General features: G+C 26.1%; 16 protein-coding genes. 8 read left to right on the plus strand and 8 right to left on the minus strand.

The features are described from left to right. The 6 genes from dnaA (at nt 1) to ACBT_RS00030 (ending at nt 6,509) form a co-directional block, all read left to right on the plus strand. Nucleotides 1–1,314, plus strand: coding sequence for a chromosomal replication initiator protein DnaA (gene dnaA, locus ACBT_RS00005; RefSeq protein WP_024775771.1), 1,314 nt, complete (start codon nt 1–3; stop codon nt 1,312–1,314). 153 nt (nt 1,315–1,467) lie between these two features. Continuing rightward, nucleotides 1,468–2,538, plus strand: a complete 1,071-nt coding sequence (gene dnaN, locus ACBT_RS00010) for a DNA polymerase III subunit beta (protein WP_024775770.1) — start codon at nt 1,468–1,470, stop codon at nt 2,536–2,538. 22 nt (nt 2,539–2,560) lie between these two features. Continuing rightward, complete coding sequence (gene gyrB / locus ACBT_RS00015) at nt 2,561–4,882, plus strand: DNA topoisomerase (ATP-hydrolyzing) subunit B (RefSeq protein WP_024775769.1); 2,322 nt, start codon at nt 2,561–2,563, stop codon at nt 4,880–4,882. Nucleotides 4,883–4,903: 21 nt separating this feature from the next. Next, nucleotides 4,904–5,281 carry a preQ(1) synthase gene (gene queF / locus ACBT_RS00020; RefSeq protein WP_024775768.1) on the plus strand — a complete coding sequence of 126 codons (378 nt, stop codon included), beginning with the start codon at nt 4,904–4,906 and terminating at the stop codon, nt 5,279–5,281. A 12-nt stretch (nt 5,282–5,293) separates the two neighbouring features. Continuing rightward, nucleotides 5,294–5,890, plus strand: a complete 597-nt coding sequence (locus ACBT_RS00025) for a hypothetical protein (RefSeq protein WP_024775767.1) — start codon at nt 5,294–5,296, stop codon at nt 5,888–5,890. Between the two features lie 211 nt (nt 5,891–6,101). After that, nucleotides 6,102–6,509, plus strand: coding sequence for a YqaA family protein (locus ACBT_RS00030; RefSeq protein ID WP_024775766.1), 408 nt, complete (start codon nt 6,102–6,104; stop codon nt 6,507–6,509). A 4-nt stretch (nt 6,510–6,513) separates the two neighbouring features. Here the strand turns inward: ACBT_RS00030 and ACBT_RS00035 are convergent, their stop codons facing one another. The 5 genes from ACBT_RS00035 to ACBT_RS00055 are packed head-to-tail and all read right to left on the minus strand — an operon-like array spanning nt 6,514 to nt 10,059. Next, entirely contained in the window at nt 6,514–7,320 is an 807-nt protein-coding gene (locus ACBT_RS00035; RefSeq protein WP_024775765.1) for a class I SAM-dependent methyltransferase, read from the minus strand. Nucleotides 7,321–7,330: 10 nt separating this feature from the next. Then, nucleotides 7,331–8,185, minus strand: a complete 855-nt coding sequence (locus ACBT_RS00040; protein ID WP_024775764.1) for an ABC transporter ATP-binding protein — start codon at nt 8,183–8,185, stop codon at nt 7,331–7,333. Then, entirely contained in the window at nt 8,182–8,877 is a 696-nt protein-coding gene (modB, locus tag ACBT_RS00045) for a molybdate ABC transporter permease subunit (protein WP_024775763.1), read from the minus strand. The genes ACBT_RS00040 and modB overlap by 4 nt, the downstream gene beginning before the upstream one ends. Then, a complete protein-coding gene (locus ACBT_RS00050) occupies nt 8,870–9,262 on the minus strand; it encodes a TOBE domain-containing protein (protein ID WP_024775762.1) in 393 nt (130 codons plus the stop codon). Before ACBT_RS00050 ends, modB begins: the two co-directional genes overlap by 8 nt. A 14-nt stretch (nt 9,263–9,276) precedes the next feature. Further along, a complete protein-coding gene (locus ACBT_RS00055; protein WP_024775761.1) occupies nt 9,277–10,059 on the minus strand; it encodes a TOBE domain-containing protein in 783 nt (260 codons plus the stop codon). 160 nt (nt 10,060–10,219) lie between these two features. Here ACBT_RS00055 and ACBT_RS00060 point away from each other — a divergent pair, with 160 nt between their 5' ends. Further along, nucleotides 10,220–11,467 carry an MgtC/SapB family protein gene (locus tag ACBT_RS00060; protein ID WP_024775760.1) on the plus strand — a complete coding sequence of 416 codons (1,248 nt, stop codon included), beginning with the start codon at nt 10,220–10,222 and terminating at the stop codon, nt 11,465–11,467. Between the two features lie 157 nt (nt 11,468–11,624). On the opposite strand, the gene ACBT_RS00065 is transcribed toward ACBT_RS00060, so the two are convergent. After that, nucleotides 11,625–12,458, minus strand: coding sequence for a LysR family transcriptional regulator (locus tag ACBT_RS00065; protein WP_024775759.1), 834 nt, complete (start codon nt 12,456–12,458; stop codon nt 11,625–11,627). A 93-nt stretch (nt 12,459–12,551) separates the two neighbouring features. Here ACBT_RS00065 and ACBT_RS00070 point away from each other — a divergent pair, with 93 nt between their 5' ends. Beyond that, complete coding sequence (locus tag ACBT_RS00070) at nt 12,552–13,733, plus strand: YbfB/YjiJ family MFS transporter (RefSeq protein WP_024775758.1); 1,182 nt, start codon at nt 12,552–12,554, stop codon at nt 13,731–13,733. Here ACBT_RS00070 and ACBT_RS00075 read toward each other — a convergent pair. Next, a complete protein-coding gene (locus ACBT_RS00075) occupies nt 13,730–14,812 on the minus strand; it encodes a sulfite reductase (protein ID WP_024775757.1) in 1,083 nt (360 codons plus the stop codon). The two genes, ACBT_RS00070 and ACBT_RS00075, sit on opposite strands and share 4 nt — an antisense overlap. A gap of 9 nt (nt 14,813–14,821) precedes the next feature. Beyond that, nucleotides 14,822–16,216: a sulfate adenylyltransferase subunit CysN gene (gene cysN / locus ACBT_RS00080; protein WP_034218772.1), complete on the minus strand. Its 1,395-nt coding sequence runs from the start codon at nt 16,214–16,216 to the stop codon at nt 14,822–14,824. Nucleotide 16,217: the final 1 nt, after the last annotated feature.

A 16,217-nucleotide genomic window follows, 5' to 3' on the forward strand; every position in this document is an offset into this window, starting at 1 on the left:
ATGACAAGCAAAGATTTTTTAACAATTATTCAAAAAGAGTCAAATAAAAGCGATTATGATAGATACTTAAAACAATTAGTTTATAAAAAAGTATCATCAGATGAGAATATTGCTATTTTTGAAGTAAATAATAAATATATAGCTTCATGGATAAAAAGTAAATTTACAGATTTAATCCAACACTGCTTTGAAATATACAATGGTTCAAAACCAAAAATTGAGATAAGACTAGCTGGTGAAAAAAAAACTAAAAAAGAGATTTTAAAAGAACAAGTTGAAAATGAAACTTCAGAAAGTACTATTTTAAATCCATCTTACACTTTTGATTCATTTGTTGTTGGACCATCAAATCAAATGGCATATAATGCTTCACTAGCTGTTGCCAATAAACCAGGTATTCAATATAACCCACTATTTATTTATGGGGGAACTGGTCTTGGTAAAACTCACCTTTTACAAGCAATTGGAAACCATGCGCTAGAAAAAGGTAAAACTGTTATATATGTTACTATTGAACAATTTATGAACGATTTTACTTTTTCTATAAAAAATAAAAACATGGAACATTTCCGTGCTAAATATAGAAATTGTGATGTTCTACTAATAGATGACGTTCAATTTTTAAGTGGTAAAGAACAAACTCAAGAAGAGTTTTTCCACACATTTAATGAACTTCATAATGCTAAAAAACAAATAGTAATGACAAGTGATAGATTACCTTCACAAATTGCTGGACTTGTTGATAGATTAAGATCAAGATTTGAATGGGGATTAACAGCTGATGTACAAATCCCTGGTCTTGAAACAAAAATAGCTATTATTGAAAAAAAATCTGACTTAAATGGAATCAAATTAAGTAAAGAGATTATTAATTTTATTGCTACATCTTTAGATAATTCAATAAGAGAAATAGAGGGTGTTATCATTAGAATAAATGCTAGTGCATCTTTATTAAATCAAGAAATAAATTTAGCAATGGTTCAAGGTCTTTTAAAAGAACAAATTAAAGAAAACAAAGAAAATATCAAACTTCCTGATATTATAAATATAGTTTCTAGTGAATTAAATATAAAACCTAGTGACATAAAATCAAAAAAAAGAACAGCTGCTGTTGCAAATGCAAGAAGAGTTGTTATTTATCTTGTGAGAGAATTAACACACAATTCTATGCCAGACATTGCAAAAGTACTTGGAATGAAAGATCATAGTTCAATTTCTCACAATATAAAAAAAGCAAATGAATTAATGGAACAAGACGAGAATTTTAAACTTGTAATTCAAAATTTAAAGAATAAAATTATAAATAAGGAGTAGAAGTTTTAAACTGTTATGTGAAAAGATGTGAATATAAACATAAGTTTAATCACTGAGTAAAGTTTCGATTTTACAAGGCTTTAAACTATATTTTCATCTTTTCACATACACCTACTACTTTTACTAAAAATAAACAAAAACATAGGAGAAAAAATGAAGTTTGTAATTACAAAAAATATACTTGAAAATGTTATAGCTTCAATGCAACCTTTTTTAGAAAAAAAAGATTCTAGTGCAATAACATCACATGTATATTTAGAAACAAAAGATAATAAATTAATTGTAAAAGCAACTGATTATGAAATTGGATTAGAAACTACTGTAGAAAATATCTCTGATATAGAAAATGGAAAAACAACAGTTAATGGTAATAATCTATTAGGAATTATTAAAAGATTAAAAAATGAAAACATTACTTTAGAAGCTGATTCAAATAATCTTATAATAAAACAAAATAAATCTGTATTTAAATTACCAACTTATGATGCTAATGAATATCCAAATATAAATAAATATGAAAATTTAAAAGAATTATCAATTTCTACTATAAATTTCATAAACTCTATTAAAAAAATAACTCCTTCAATAGACAATAACAATCCAAAATTTGAATTAAATGGTGCTTTATTAGATATCAAAAGTCAAAAAATAAACTTCGTTTCTACAGATACAAGAAGATTAGCACTATCTTATTTAGAAAATATTTCTAATGATGAAATGCAATTAATTATTCCAAAAAAAGCTATTATAGAAATTCAAAAACTATTTTTAGATAATGCAAAAATTTATTGTGATCAAACAAATTTAATTGTTTCAAATAACAATACAAAATTCTTTACTAAATTAATAAATGGAAAATTCCCTGATTATGAAAGAATTATTCCTTCAACACTAAAATATAGTTTTCCATTACCAAAAAACATTTTGATAGAATCAATTAAACTTGTAACTTCATTATTTTCAAATATAAAAATTACATTTAACCCAAAATATATAATTTTTGAATCATTAGATGAAGATAGTGTAGCTACAACTCAAATAGATATTGATATAAATATTCCTAATGAGTTTTATTTAGCTGTTAATGCAAAATATTTACTTGATTTTTTAAGTACATCAAATAGTGAAAAAATAAAAATAGGATTCAATGAATCGAATTTACCATTTTATTTAGAAGATGATAAATTTTATACAGTTGTAATGCCAATAGTTTTAGAAAAATAATAATAAATAAGGATTTATAAAAATGTCACAACAAGAGTATGGTGCTAGTAATATTAAAGTTTTAAAAGGTCTTGAAGCAGTTAGAAAAAGACCTGGAATGTATATAGGTGATACAAATACAAACGGTCTTCATCACTTAATTTATGAAGTTGTTGATAACTCAATAGATGAAGCAATGGCTGGATTTTGTAAAAATATTAAAGTAACTTTAACAAAAGATGGATGGGCAAAAATTGAAGATGATGGAAGAGGTATTCCTACTGCAATTCACCCAACTGAAGGAATAAGTGCTGCAACTGTTGCTCTTACAGTTTTACATGCTGGTGGAAAATTTGATAAAGATACATATAAAGTTTCTGGAGGACTTCACGGAGTTGGTGTTTCAGTTGTAAATGCTTTATCTAAACATTTAAAAATGACAGTTTATAGAGAAGGAAAAATTCATTATCAAGAGTTTAAAGAAGGAATTCCACAAGGAACTTTAGAAGTAATTGGAGATAGTCCTAGAAAAACTGGAACGACTATAGAGTTTTTAGTTGATGATTCAATTTTTGAAGTTACAAAATATGAATTTAATATTCTTAAAAAAAGATTCAAAGAAGTTGCATATTTAAATCCAATTATTTCTATAACATTAGAAGATGAAGCAGCAAAAATCAAAGAAGTTTACCATTTTGAAGGTGGTATCAAACAATTTGTTGCTGATTTAAATAAAGAAACAGCTTTATGTGAAGTTATGCATTTTAGTGACAAAGTTGATGGTGTTGAAGTTGACATTGCTATGATGTATAACGATACATACATTGAAAAAACTTTATCTTTTGTAAATAATATTAGAACAATAGATGGGGGAACTCATGAAGCTGGATTTAAAGCAGGACTTACAAGAAGTATTTCAAAATATTTAAGTGAAAATGCAGCAGCTAGAGAAAAAGATGCAAAAATTACAGGTGATGATGTAAGAGAAGGTCTTATTGCAGTTGTTTCTGTAAAAGTTCCAGAACCTCAATTTGAAGGTCAAACAAAAGGAAAATTAGGAAGTTCTTATGTAAGACCAATCGCACAAAAACTTACAAGTGATAATTTAGATAAATATTTTGAAGAAAATCCAACACATGCACGTGCAGTAATGGAAAAAGCTTTAATGGCAGCAAGAGGTAGAGAGGCTGCTAAAAAAGCAAGAGAATTGACTAGAAAAAAAGATTCAATGAGTGTAGGAACACTTCCTGGAAAACTTGCAGATTGTCAAAGTAAAGATCCAACAATTAAAGAATTATATTTAGTTGAGGGTGACTCTGCAGGAGGTTCTGCAAAACAAGGAAGAGATAGAGTTTATCAAGCAATCTTACCTTTAAAAGGTAAAATTTTAAATGTTGAAAAATCTAGACTTGATAAAATTTTAAAATCAGATGAGATTAGAAATATTATTACAGCTTTAGGATGTGGAATTGGTGAAGATTTTGATGAAGAAAAAATTAGATATCATAAAATCATCATTATGACCGATGCCGACGTTGATGGTAGTCATATTCAAACACTGCTTTTAACTTTCTTCTTTAGATTCTTAAGACCAGTTGTTGAAAAAGGGTATTTATATATTGCTCAACCACCTTTATATAGATATAAAAAAGGTAAAAATGAAATATATTTAAAAGATAATGGAGCATTATCTGCATATTTAATTGAAAATGGTCTTGAAAATTTTGAATTTGAGGGAATGGGATATAATGACTTATTAGATCTATTCAAACAAGTTGCAAGATATAGATCTATGCTTGAACAGTTAGGAAAAAGATACTCTTTACTTGAAGTATTAAAACATTTAATTGAAAATAGTGATTTAGTAAATTTAGAATTTAGCACTTTATATGAAAAAGTAAAAGAATTTTTAGAAGCAAAAGGTTATAACATACTTTCTAAAACTTTAACAGAAGATAAAATTCAGCTTTTTGTTCAAACAAATGAAGGTTTAGAAGAGTTAATTATTGATGATGAACTTTTTGCATCTCCATATTTTAGTGAATCTACATTTATTTTTAATAAATTAAAAGAGAGAGATTTAACACTATTTGAAGGAAAAGATTTAATTGAACTTCTTGAAGAAATTGAAAGTCTTGCAAAAAAAGGTGCATATATTCAAAGATATAAAGGTCTTGGAGAGATGAACCCAGAACAACTTTGGGAAACAACAATGACTCCTGAGAATAGAAGGCTTTTAAGAGTTAAAATTGAAGATGCAGAAACAGCTAGTGATACATTTACACTATTTATGGGTGATGAAGTAGAACCTAGAAGAAATTATATTGAGTCGCATGCTAAAGATGTTGAACATCTTGATGTATAAAAGGAGAAGAAAATAATGGAAATAAAATATGGTGAAAAAGAAATTTTAGAATTTGATATAAATAATTCTGAAAATTTTTGGCCAAATGAGCATGAAAAAAATTATACAATAGATATTGAATTACCTGAATTTATGGCAAAATGCCCAAGAAGTGGTTATCCAGATTTTGCAACAATCAAAATTCAATATATTCCAAATAAAAGAGTTATAGAATTAAAAGCTTTAAAAATATATATTAACTCTTTTATGAATAGATATATTTCTCATGAAAATTCTGCAAATGAAATATTTGATACACTATTTAACAAATTAGAACCAAAATGGCTTAAAGTTATAGCTGATTTTAAACCTAGAGGAAATGTTCATACAATTATCGAAATAGATAGTTCTAAAATATAAGCGAGAGTAAACTTGGAAAGATTGGTTAGTACAGCTGAAGCAGCCGAAATTTTAGGCCTTTCTTTACAAGGTATACACTATCGTATAAAAAAAAATCAACTAAAATCAGTAAAACAAGATGGAAAAGTTTTTGTATATATAACTGATGAAAAACCACAGTTTAATACAAATCAAATCACTCAAAATACAATTAATATACAAAGTAGTTTTGATAAAATTCTTGAATCAAAAGATGAACAAATTTCTCTATTAAAAAAGTCAATAAAATGGATGAGAAGACAATATATTTCTGAAATAGAAAGACTTGAAAAAAATCAAAAAAGAATAATCGAAGTTTTTAATAGTGAAATTAAACTTCTTCAAAGTGCATTTAATGAAATGAGAGCTATATATAAGCCACAAATTGAAGATAAAAAAGAATGTGAAAAAAGTAGTGAATTTATTACAATAAAAGAATTTTTTGCTATTTTAAAAAGAGCTAATAAAAGTGAAATAGAGATAAAAAGTATTATTTTTAATGCAATAAAAAAAGGTGATAAAAGATTTATTTATAATAAAATAGATAAAAAACTTTTGATTTTAAATGATAGTTTTGAGGATTTAATTTAAATAGGAATATTAGCTAAGTACTCCTCTTCAGATACCCAATCACAACCCTAAAAAAGGTGCCTTGCTATGTTCCCATCCTGGGGCGTTGTCTTTAGTAGAACTTGAAAGGGTCTAAAAAGGAGCATTCAAAACACCTTTGTGTTCTCAATGCTACTTTTAAGAATTTTGATTATAACTAAGATAAAATTAATCTATTATAAAAAAGAGAGATATGTCATATTTAATACTTTTTATTTCAGCATTTGCTTCTGCAACTTTACTTCCACTTGGAAGTGAAGCATTACTAATTTACAATATTAAAGAAGGGTTAAATATTTATATTCTTTTATTTGTTGCAACTTTTGGAAATGTTTTAGGTTCAGTTTTTAACTATTATTTGGGATTAAAAGGAGAAGAGTATTTAATAGAAAAAAAACTTGTAAAACAAAAATATATAGATAGTTCAAAAAAATATTTTGATAAATTTGGTTCAATTTCTATTTTATTTGCATGGTTACCAATAATTGGTGATCCAATTACTTTTATAGCAGGTGTTTTGAAATACAATTTTAGAAAATTTCTTATTTTAGTTATCATTTCAAAATTTTCAAGATATTTTTTTATAGTTTTAATAATTTAAATTTCTATTTTTCAATATCCCAAGATATAAATGCCCAAGTTAAATATTCATTTTTTTCTTTAAATCTATAAGTTGAATTAAAATATTCTCTTAGATTCTTTTCTTCTTTTTTTGATATTTTCTCTAAACTCCATTTTAATCTTTGAATAAAATCATCTTCATTTAAAGTTTTAAATCTTTTATTATTTGTTTTTATAAAATCAACTTTTGCAAAAATTCCCATACTATGAAGAGTATTTAAAATGTAGATATAATCAGGTCGTGGAATAATATCTCTTTTAATTTGAGTTAATATCTCTTTATCTATAAAACTACCACCAAGTTTTGTAGTTATATAAACTCTTTTATTTGCTTTTTCATTTAATTTTTTTAGAGCTTTTTTTATATTCTTAACTTCCATAGATCTACTAGCAACTACTATATCAGCTTTTGGAACATCTTCCCAATTATCATACCATGATTTATGAATGGTTACTAAATTTTCAATATTTTGTTCTTTTGCGTTTTCTTTTGCTAGGTCTAACATATAACTTGAATAATCAAGAGCATAAACTACTTTTAACTTATTTGCTAATGCTAAGCTAATAGTTGCTGGTCCGCTTCCAATATCAAGTAAAGTTTCACAATCAATAATATCAATTTTTTCTATAAAATCTTTTGTATATGAACTAGTTTTTATATTTTGATTAAACTCTTTTGCTTTTTTATCCCAATCGGTACTACTTTTGCTTTTAAAAGTAGATTTTTTCATCTGTTGTTTATATAGCTTTGAAAAATCTAGTTTATCCAAGTTTGTTTTTATTAGAGGCATTTTATTTCCTTTATATAGCTTTTATAATTGGAGTAAATGCTTTTGTACTAACATTTACTTTTTGTCCTACAATTAGATTTTTTGCTTCATTATTTGATATTACAATTTCAACAATTTGCTGACCTATTGCAACAATTGCTATATATATAACATCAACTTTTATAATATCAAGTAGTTCACCTTCAAAACTAAATTTCTGGCTACCTTGAGTCTTTAAAAGAATCTCCTTAGGTGTTCCATCGTTGGTAATTTTACCATTTGAGAGAACTAAAACTCTTGATGCTAATTTATATATTTCACTTGGATCATGGCTTATCATAATTGTAGTAGTTTTAAACTCTTTATGTAGAGTTAATATTTCATTTTGAAGTTTATTTCGCATATTTGGATCAAGAGCTGAAAGAGGTTCATCCATAAGAAGTATTTTTGGTTTTTTCATTAAAGCTCTACATAAACTAACACGTTGTTTTTGACCACCACTTAAAGAGTCTGGATATCTATTTTTAAGTTCATATAAATCTGTTACATTCAAAAGATATTTTGCAAGTTCTTTATCTTTTTTTACATAAAGTAAATTATCAAATATATTTAAATTTGGGAAAAGAGCATAATCTTGAAACACAAATCCAATATCTCTTTTTTGAATGGGCATTGAGATTTTTTCATCTAACCAAATCTCATTATCTACAACTATTTTTCCACTAGCTTCTTCAAGGCCAGCTAAAACTCTTAAAATTGTAGTTTTACCGCTTCCACTAATTCCACTTAATGCTACAAATTCTTGATTTTCCAAAGATAAATTAATATCTAAATTCATTTTTCCATTCGAACCATGAAGCTCTTTTTTTATATTTAAATTTATCATTTAGAAAAACCTATCTTTTTTTGTTTATTATTGAAAATATATACACAAAGTAGAGTTAAGAAACTAAGAATTATCATAATCAAACTGTATATATGGGCATTTTTATAATCCATTATTTCAACAAATTCATAAATTGCAATTGCTGCAACTCTTGTCTCATTTGGGATACTTCCACCAATCATTAATACAACTCCAAACTCTCCAACAGTATGTGCAAAAGTTATGATTAGAGCTGTTAATAAAGAAGGTTTTATATTTGGTAATGCAATTAATAAAATAGTTTTAAATTTACCTTTTCCGCTAATATAGCTAGCTTCAAGCATATTTTTATTTAGACTTTCAAATCCACTTTGTAGAGGTTGAACCATAAAAGGAAGACTGTAAATACAGCTAGCAATAATAATTCCATAAAAATTGAAAACTAAACTTATTCCAAATTGTTCTTGGAAAAATTGACCAACAATTGAGTTATGAGATAATCCCCAAAGAAGATAAAATCCTAAAACAGTAGGAGGAACGACAAGAGGCATTGTACAAAGAGCTTCTAAAAAAGGTTTTAATTTTGATTTTGTTTGAGACAAATACCATGCAAGTGGTAAACATAGAATAAATAAAATTAAAGTAGTGATAAATGCTAATTTGAATGATAATAAAAATGGTGTAAAGTCTATATTTAGTAAGTAATCAATCATTTAAAACTCTTAAAATTGATAAATCACTAGCTTTTATTAAGATATTTACATAATCATTTTTTTGAAGATTTAATCGTAAAAAAGAATCTTTAGTAATTATACTTTCTAGGTAGCAATCATTTGTATTTAAAGTTATACTACTTAAAAGTTCACCATCGTTGATATCTACAATTTTTGCAAGAGTTTGGTTTGATAAGCTAATATTTTCAATTGGTTTTTTTGATATTATTACATTTGTTGGTTTTACCGATAACTCAACTTTTGTTCCAACAACAATATCTTTATTCAATTCTAAACTCATCATTTTTAGTATTGTATCGTTGAAATCAAACTCTACAATATTTAGATTATCAATAGATTTTATATTTTTAACTCTTGCAATCATAATTGTTTTTTCTCTTATTTACCAATCATAATATCAGATGCTTTTATTATTGCATCTACTTCAAGTCCAACTTCAAGTCCTAAATCTTCTAAAGAGTTAGTTGTTAACACAGTAACCACCTTATCACCATTTAGAATATCTATAATAACTTCAGAATTTACATCTCCTTTATTTATGGACTCTATTTTACCTCTTAAACTGTTTCTGGCACTAATTTTTATATTTGTATCCGTTGATATTAGAACATTACTTGATTTAATTAAAGCAACAACTTCATCACCTATTTTTAAGTCAAGATTTTCTACAGAGTTTAAAGTGATAATAGATACTAATTTTTTATCATTTTTAAGTTCTAAAGAGATTTGAGCATTAACGCTTCCAAGATTTATATCTACAATTTTTCCAATAATTTGGTTTCTAGCACTAAGTTGCATAGACAATCTCCTAATTGTTTTTAGAGTTCCACTATTTATATCTGTAATTCGGTTTAGGTTTTCCAAAAACTTTTTTTGTTCTTCTTTCAATATTAAGTATGTATTTAAAAGATTTTCTCCATATTTTGTAAGTTTTGTTCCTCCACCACCAGTTCCTCCAGTCTCTTTTATTACTATTGGAGTATTTGATAGATTATTCATATCTTCAATAGCTTCCCAAGCAGCTTTATAGCTAAGAGGAACTTCTTTTGCTGCTTTATTAATTGAGCCAAATTTTTTTATAGCAATTAGCAAATCAATTCTTTTTTCAAGTAGAAATGGTTTATTAAATAATTCTAAAGTTAAATTAGCTGAAATAGACATTCTAGAAGACCTTTTTATGGTTGTATTTTTAATATATAGCAATAAAAATTCTAGCTTTATATACCTTAATATATAATGATATAATATTTATTTTTGCAGTTTATGAAATTTCTTAAATTTATTATATTATTATGAAATTAATTATAGACAAGGAAGCTATTTGAATTTAAATGATCTTTTAACGTATTTTATACCGACAATAGTTTTTAGTTTTTTAATAGGTCTTGAAGTTAGAGCTTATTTGGCTAAATTTCATGAAAATGATGACAAAATGTTTTTTGGAACAACTAGGACATATGCTTTTTTAGGTATTGTTGGTTTTATTTTTTATGAAATAGAGCCAGAAAACTTTTCAGTTTTTATAGCTGGTTTTATAGCAATAACTATTCTTTACACCCTATTATTTAAGAAATTACTTGAAAGTGACAAAACTAGCATAATTTTGTATTTGGTTTCAATGATTGTTTATAGCTTTGGTCCTCTTGTAAATCTATATCCACTTTGGTTGGCATCATTAATTTTTGTGATGGTTATATTTTTATTAAATGCAAAAAATAAACTTTTAAGTTTTAATCTAAAAGTTAATATTTATGAATTAGAGACTTTAGGAAAAATAGTTTTACTTTCAGCTGTTGTTTTACCACTTCTTCCAAAAGATAATAATATTCCATATCTAGGAATATCTTTATATAAGATATGGTTTACAGTGGTTGTTATCTCTACAATTTCATATATTAGTTATTTGGTTCAAAAATATATTTTTCCATCAAAAGGTATGCTTTTAACAGGAATATTGGGAGGATTATATTCTTCAACTGCTGTAACAGTAGTTTTATCAAAGAAGTCTCAAACGTTACAAGAAAATAAAATTTTTACAGCTTCGATAATTGGTGCAACTTTGATGATGTATCTTAGATTAATAGTAATTGCAGCTATTTTTAATATAGAAGTTTTTAAAATAATTCTATTTCCATTTTTGGCATTTTCTATTTTATGCTTGATAATAGTATTTGTTTATTATAAAAAAGCTATAAGTTCTCCAAATAAAATAGAATTAGCTGATTCAAATCCTTTAGAGTTGGGAACAGCATTTTTATTTTCATTTTTGTTTATAGTAACTATGATGATTACAAATTTTGTAGTTGATAACTTTGGAGCTACAGGTTTAAACATTTTATCTTTAATAATTGGTTTTACAGATATTGATCCATTTGTTTTATCATTATTAGCAGGAAAATATAATATTGATAGTTTTGCAGTTGCATCTGCTGTTATAATTGCTGCTGGAAGTAATAATATTTTAAAAGCCGTTTACACAATATGGTTTGGAAAAGATAATGCAAAAGAGTCTTCAATTATTTTATTTATTTTAGGGATATTGACAATTTTAGTAGGATTTATTTTATAAATTCTACTAAAAGTTACATTCCTCTTAAAATTTATATATTAAATAGTAAAACTAATAGTAAATAAATAAAAAATTGCTATAATCACAAACAATTAATAACCGATGAGTATAAAACTTACAGCAGAAGTTTAACTAAAACAACTATACTCATCGCTTATTAATCTATCTGTAAACTTTTTAAATAATCACTGATTTTTGGAATATTGTCCGCTCTACAAACTAAACAAGTTGGAATATAAGCTTCATCTTTTGGTAGGATAGTTACTTTTATATCTTTGTCATATCCCATTTTTTTCACTATACTCATAGGAAGTAAAGATTTTCCCATTCCCACTTTTATACAAGAAAGAATAGTTTCTAAATTCCCAAAAGGTAAACTCTTTTCTACAAAAATATTTTTTTGTTGATAATAACTTTTTAAAAATTCATCATAAACACAACCCTCTTTAAAAGTTAGTGCTACATTTGGTGAATCGTCTTTTTGAGGTTCTAAAATGGCTATTTCTTCCTCGAACTTTTTTAATACTATCAAAGAATCATTTGTTGGCTCACCACTTATAAATGCAATATCAACTTTGTAATCAAGTACTAATTCATAGATATCTTTTGTTGTTCCTGTAAATAATTCTAAGTGCATATTTGGAAAATCTTGATGTAATTTTAATAAAAATGGAGAAATTCTAACAGCTGCATTACAATCTGTTGAACCAATTTTTAATGAACTTATCTCAACACTATTATTAGAAATAGAATCAATACAATTTTGCATTTTGTGAATTAATTCAAGAGCTTGAGGATAAAGTTTTTCGCCCTCTTTAGTTAAAATTACTCCCTTTGGAACTCTAAAAAATAGTTCAACCCCAAGATTTTTTTCAAGTTGTTTTATTCTTGAAGTTACATTTGATTGAGCACATTTTAATTCACTTGCAGCCATAGAGATACTTTTTTTATTAGCAACATTTACAAAAACTTTTAATAAATTTAAATCCATATCATTTTTCCTTATATCACATATCATTATTAATTATTTGACACAAAATAACCTTTAGTGATATGATAACGAAATTTTGACGAGGATGAGATAATGTTGAAACTTTTTGATAGAAATAATAATGTAGCTATTTTAATAGCTGGTATTTTTTCTATAATAATTGGTTTAGGAGTTGCTAGATTTGCTTTTACAGGTTTAATTCCTGCTATGCTTGATGATTATTTGAGTATTAAATTTGTAGGGATTTTAGCTTCTTTAAATTTTGCTGGATATTTAAGTGGATCTATATTTTCAATATTTATAAAAGATATAAATATAAAAGTTTATCTATATAGATTTGGAATTGTTTTAGCAATTCTTACTACTTTTATTTTGGCTTATAGCGATGATAATACACTTTGGTCAATATCAAGAGTATTAGCAGGTTTTGCAGGGGCTATGTGTTTGATTGTAGGAACAGCAATTGTTATGCAAAAACTTACAATAAAAAGTAAAACAAAAGCTATGGGGATTCATTTTAGTGGTATTGGATTTTCAATTTTAACAACAGATTTAATTGCAACATTTGTAATGAGCTTAGGTAATACTTGGAGAGATTCTTGGAGTGTACTAGCAATTTTTGCAATAATATTATCGTTTTATAGTATGTATATTTTATCTTTTGATAAAGAGGTAAAACAAAAAGCAGTAAAAACTAAATTTGATTTTTCTATTTTTACACCATTTGTAATAATATTAATTATGGCATATTTTGCTGAAGGAGTTGGATTTGTTGTTCAAGCCTCATTCTTGCCAGATATTATAAATAATCTTCCAGGGTTAGAAGGGTATGGTAGTATTACTTGGACTTTAGTTGGAGTTGCTGGAATACCTTCTTGTATTATTTGGATGTTTTTAGCACATAGATTTGGAAGTTCTAATATAATAATAATTGCATTATTACTTCAAGCAGTTGGTATTTTAATTCCAGTTTTTTCAACAAATATGTATCTAAATTTATTGAGTGGAGTTTTATATGGTGGAACATTTATTGGTCTAGTAGCACTTTTTATGAATTTAGGTGGACAGTTATCAAAAGGAAATCCTGTAGTTCTAATGGGAGCTATGACATCTTCCTATGGAATAGGGCAGGTAATTGCTCCATTATATAGTGTATATTTCATTGAGAAATATGGAAATTATGATTATTCTCTTATTTTAACGGCTGTTATAGTTGTTGGAGGGGCTGTTTTACTGTTAATGGCTAAGAAGTTTGAGCCAAAAGATATAGATTAAAGAATTAATCCTATATCTTTTAGATTTGAAGCTAAATCTTGACTATTTTTTGTAGGAGCATCAAGAATTATAATATTTGATTTATGTGTAATTTTTATTTTTGAAGCACCATAACGCTTTAAATTAAAAACTAATTTTTCTAAATCATTTTTTGATAATTTTGCATCTTTTGATTTTAATCCAATGTATGAAAAACCTTCAATTAGACTTTCATTTATTCCCATTCTAGGTTTCTTTGGTTCTATATTTGTATTTATAAAACAAGAATCTTGAATTTTAAAATCTAACATAGATGATAAAATATTATAAAAATTTACAAGTTCAATTTCATCTAAAAAGCTTTTAAAATCACTGAATTTTATATCTTCTCTTTGTCCAAAATCTTTATAAATATTTGCTATAGCTCTAGCTGTTGGAATTATTTGTGAACTTGTTATATTTCCAATACAAGTATTTAAAATTTTTACTTCAAATACTATTTTATCTTTTAGATTTTTTGTTGCATTAAAACTAACATCTGGTAAAAAACCAGCATCACAACCCTCTCTATAACCACTTATTGCAAATTGTAAAGAGTTTGGAAGATTAAAAAAGTTCTTATTTCCTACAAAGGTATCATTTAATTTGTTTGCAATATCTTCAACATCAAATAGTTGAGTACTATCTAAACCATTAACAGGACACGTAATAACTTTTTTTATACTATGTCCTGATTCAAAAAAGCTTGATAATTCAACCTCTTTTAGAAGATTGAAAATTTTTGGAAGAGAGAAAAGTTTTAGATTTCTAAACTCTAATTTTTGACCTTCTTTAAAACTTATTTCATCAATGTTAAACTCATTTAATATATTTAAAATAGCTTTTAATTGTACTAGATTTAGTTCCCCTAAATTTAGAGGAACTTTAAGAGCAAAAAATGATTGTTCTTCATCTTGAGCATAAATACCATGCCATTTAAATCTTTCTAAATCCTCTAAATCAACTCTTTCAGCTGTAACACAATAGTAAAAAATATCAGCAATAATATCATTGCTTGATTTATCACTTTTTATTTTTTCTATATTTAATTTATGCGACATAAAAAACCTTTAAAAAATCTCTTTGCACTCCCAGTGTGGAAAATGTTTTCTAACAAGAGCATTAAATTCAATCTCAAAAGCACTATAAGAACTATCTTTTTTGCTTTGATCACTTGATTTTGCTCTAATCATTCCAGCACCTACAGTATTATTTGTTACTCTATCAATAATAATAAAGCTACCCATCGTTTTTATTTTATCATAAGAATCATAAGCAACTATTTGTTCTAAATCAAGTTTCGCTCTAGCAATTTCATTTAAATTTAAAGTATTTGTTGCACTTCTTTCCAATGTGTTTACATCTGTTTTATAATAAAATTGACTAATTGTTCCAACTGTTGTTGTAGTTGCTCTTTTTATAAAATATTGTTTCCCTTTTATTAAAGGATCTTCACTAAGCCATACTAAATCAACATCAAAATTGTTTGCTTCATCTGCTTGTTCATCACTTTTAACAATTACATCACCACGACTAATATCTATCTCATCTTCTAGCGTTAGAGTAACTGCTTGTTCTGCGTAGGCATAAGGTAAATTTCCTTCATAAGTTACAATCTCTTTTATTTTAGAGCTTTTTTTAGAAGGAAGAACTGTAATTTCATCTCCAACTTTTATAACTCCACTTGCGATTGTTCCACAAAATCCTCTAAAATCAAGATTTGGTCTATTTACATATTGAACTGGAAATCTAAAATGTGTTAAATCTCTATCACTATCAATTTGAACATTTTCTAAATGTTGCATTAAAGTTTCACCTGTATACCAAGGAGATTTATCACTTCTTTCAACAACATTATCACCATTTAGTGCAGATAATGGAATTAATGTAATATTATTTGTAAGACCTAGTTCTTTTGCAAATTTTAAATAATCTTCTTTAATTTTGTTAAAAATATCTTCTCTAAAATCCATTAAGTCCATTTTATTAACTGCTACAACGATATGTTTAATACCTAATAGTTTATTAATAAAAGAGTGTCTTTTAGTTTGAGTTTGAACTCCATATCTAGCATCTATTAGAATAATTGCTAAGTTTGCAGTACTAGCTCCCGTTGCCATATTTCTTGTATATTGCTCATGTCCTGGAGTATCAGCTATGATAAATTTTCTTTTATCTGTTGAAAAATATCTATATGCAACATCAATAGTGATACCTTGTTCTCTTTCACTTTGAAGACCATCTACAAGTAAAGATAAATCAAATTCATTGTCTGTTGTATTATTTTTTTTACTATCTTTTTTTATACTTGCTAGTTGATCTTCAAAAATCATTTTTGAATCATGAAGAAGTCTTCCAATTAAAGTAGATTTTCCATCATCAACATTTCCACAAGTAATAAATCTAAGAAGTTGTTTATTCTCATGCTCTTTTAAATAAGCTTTTATATCGTCAATTTTTTCCATT

It is taken from the genome of Aliarcobacter cibarius (assembly GCF_013372265.1).
GTDB classification, from domain to species: Bacteria; Campylobacterota; Campylobacteria; order Campylobacterales; family Arcobacteraceae; genus Aliarcobacter; species Aliarcobacter cibarius.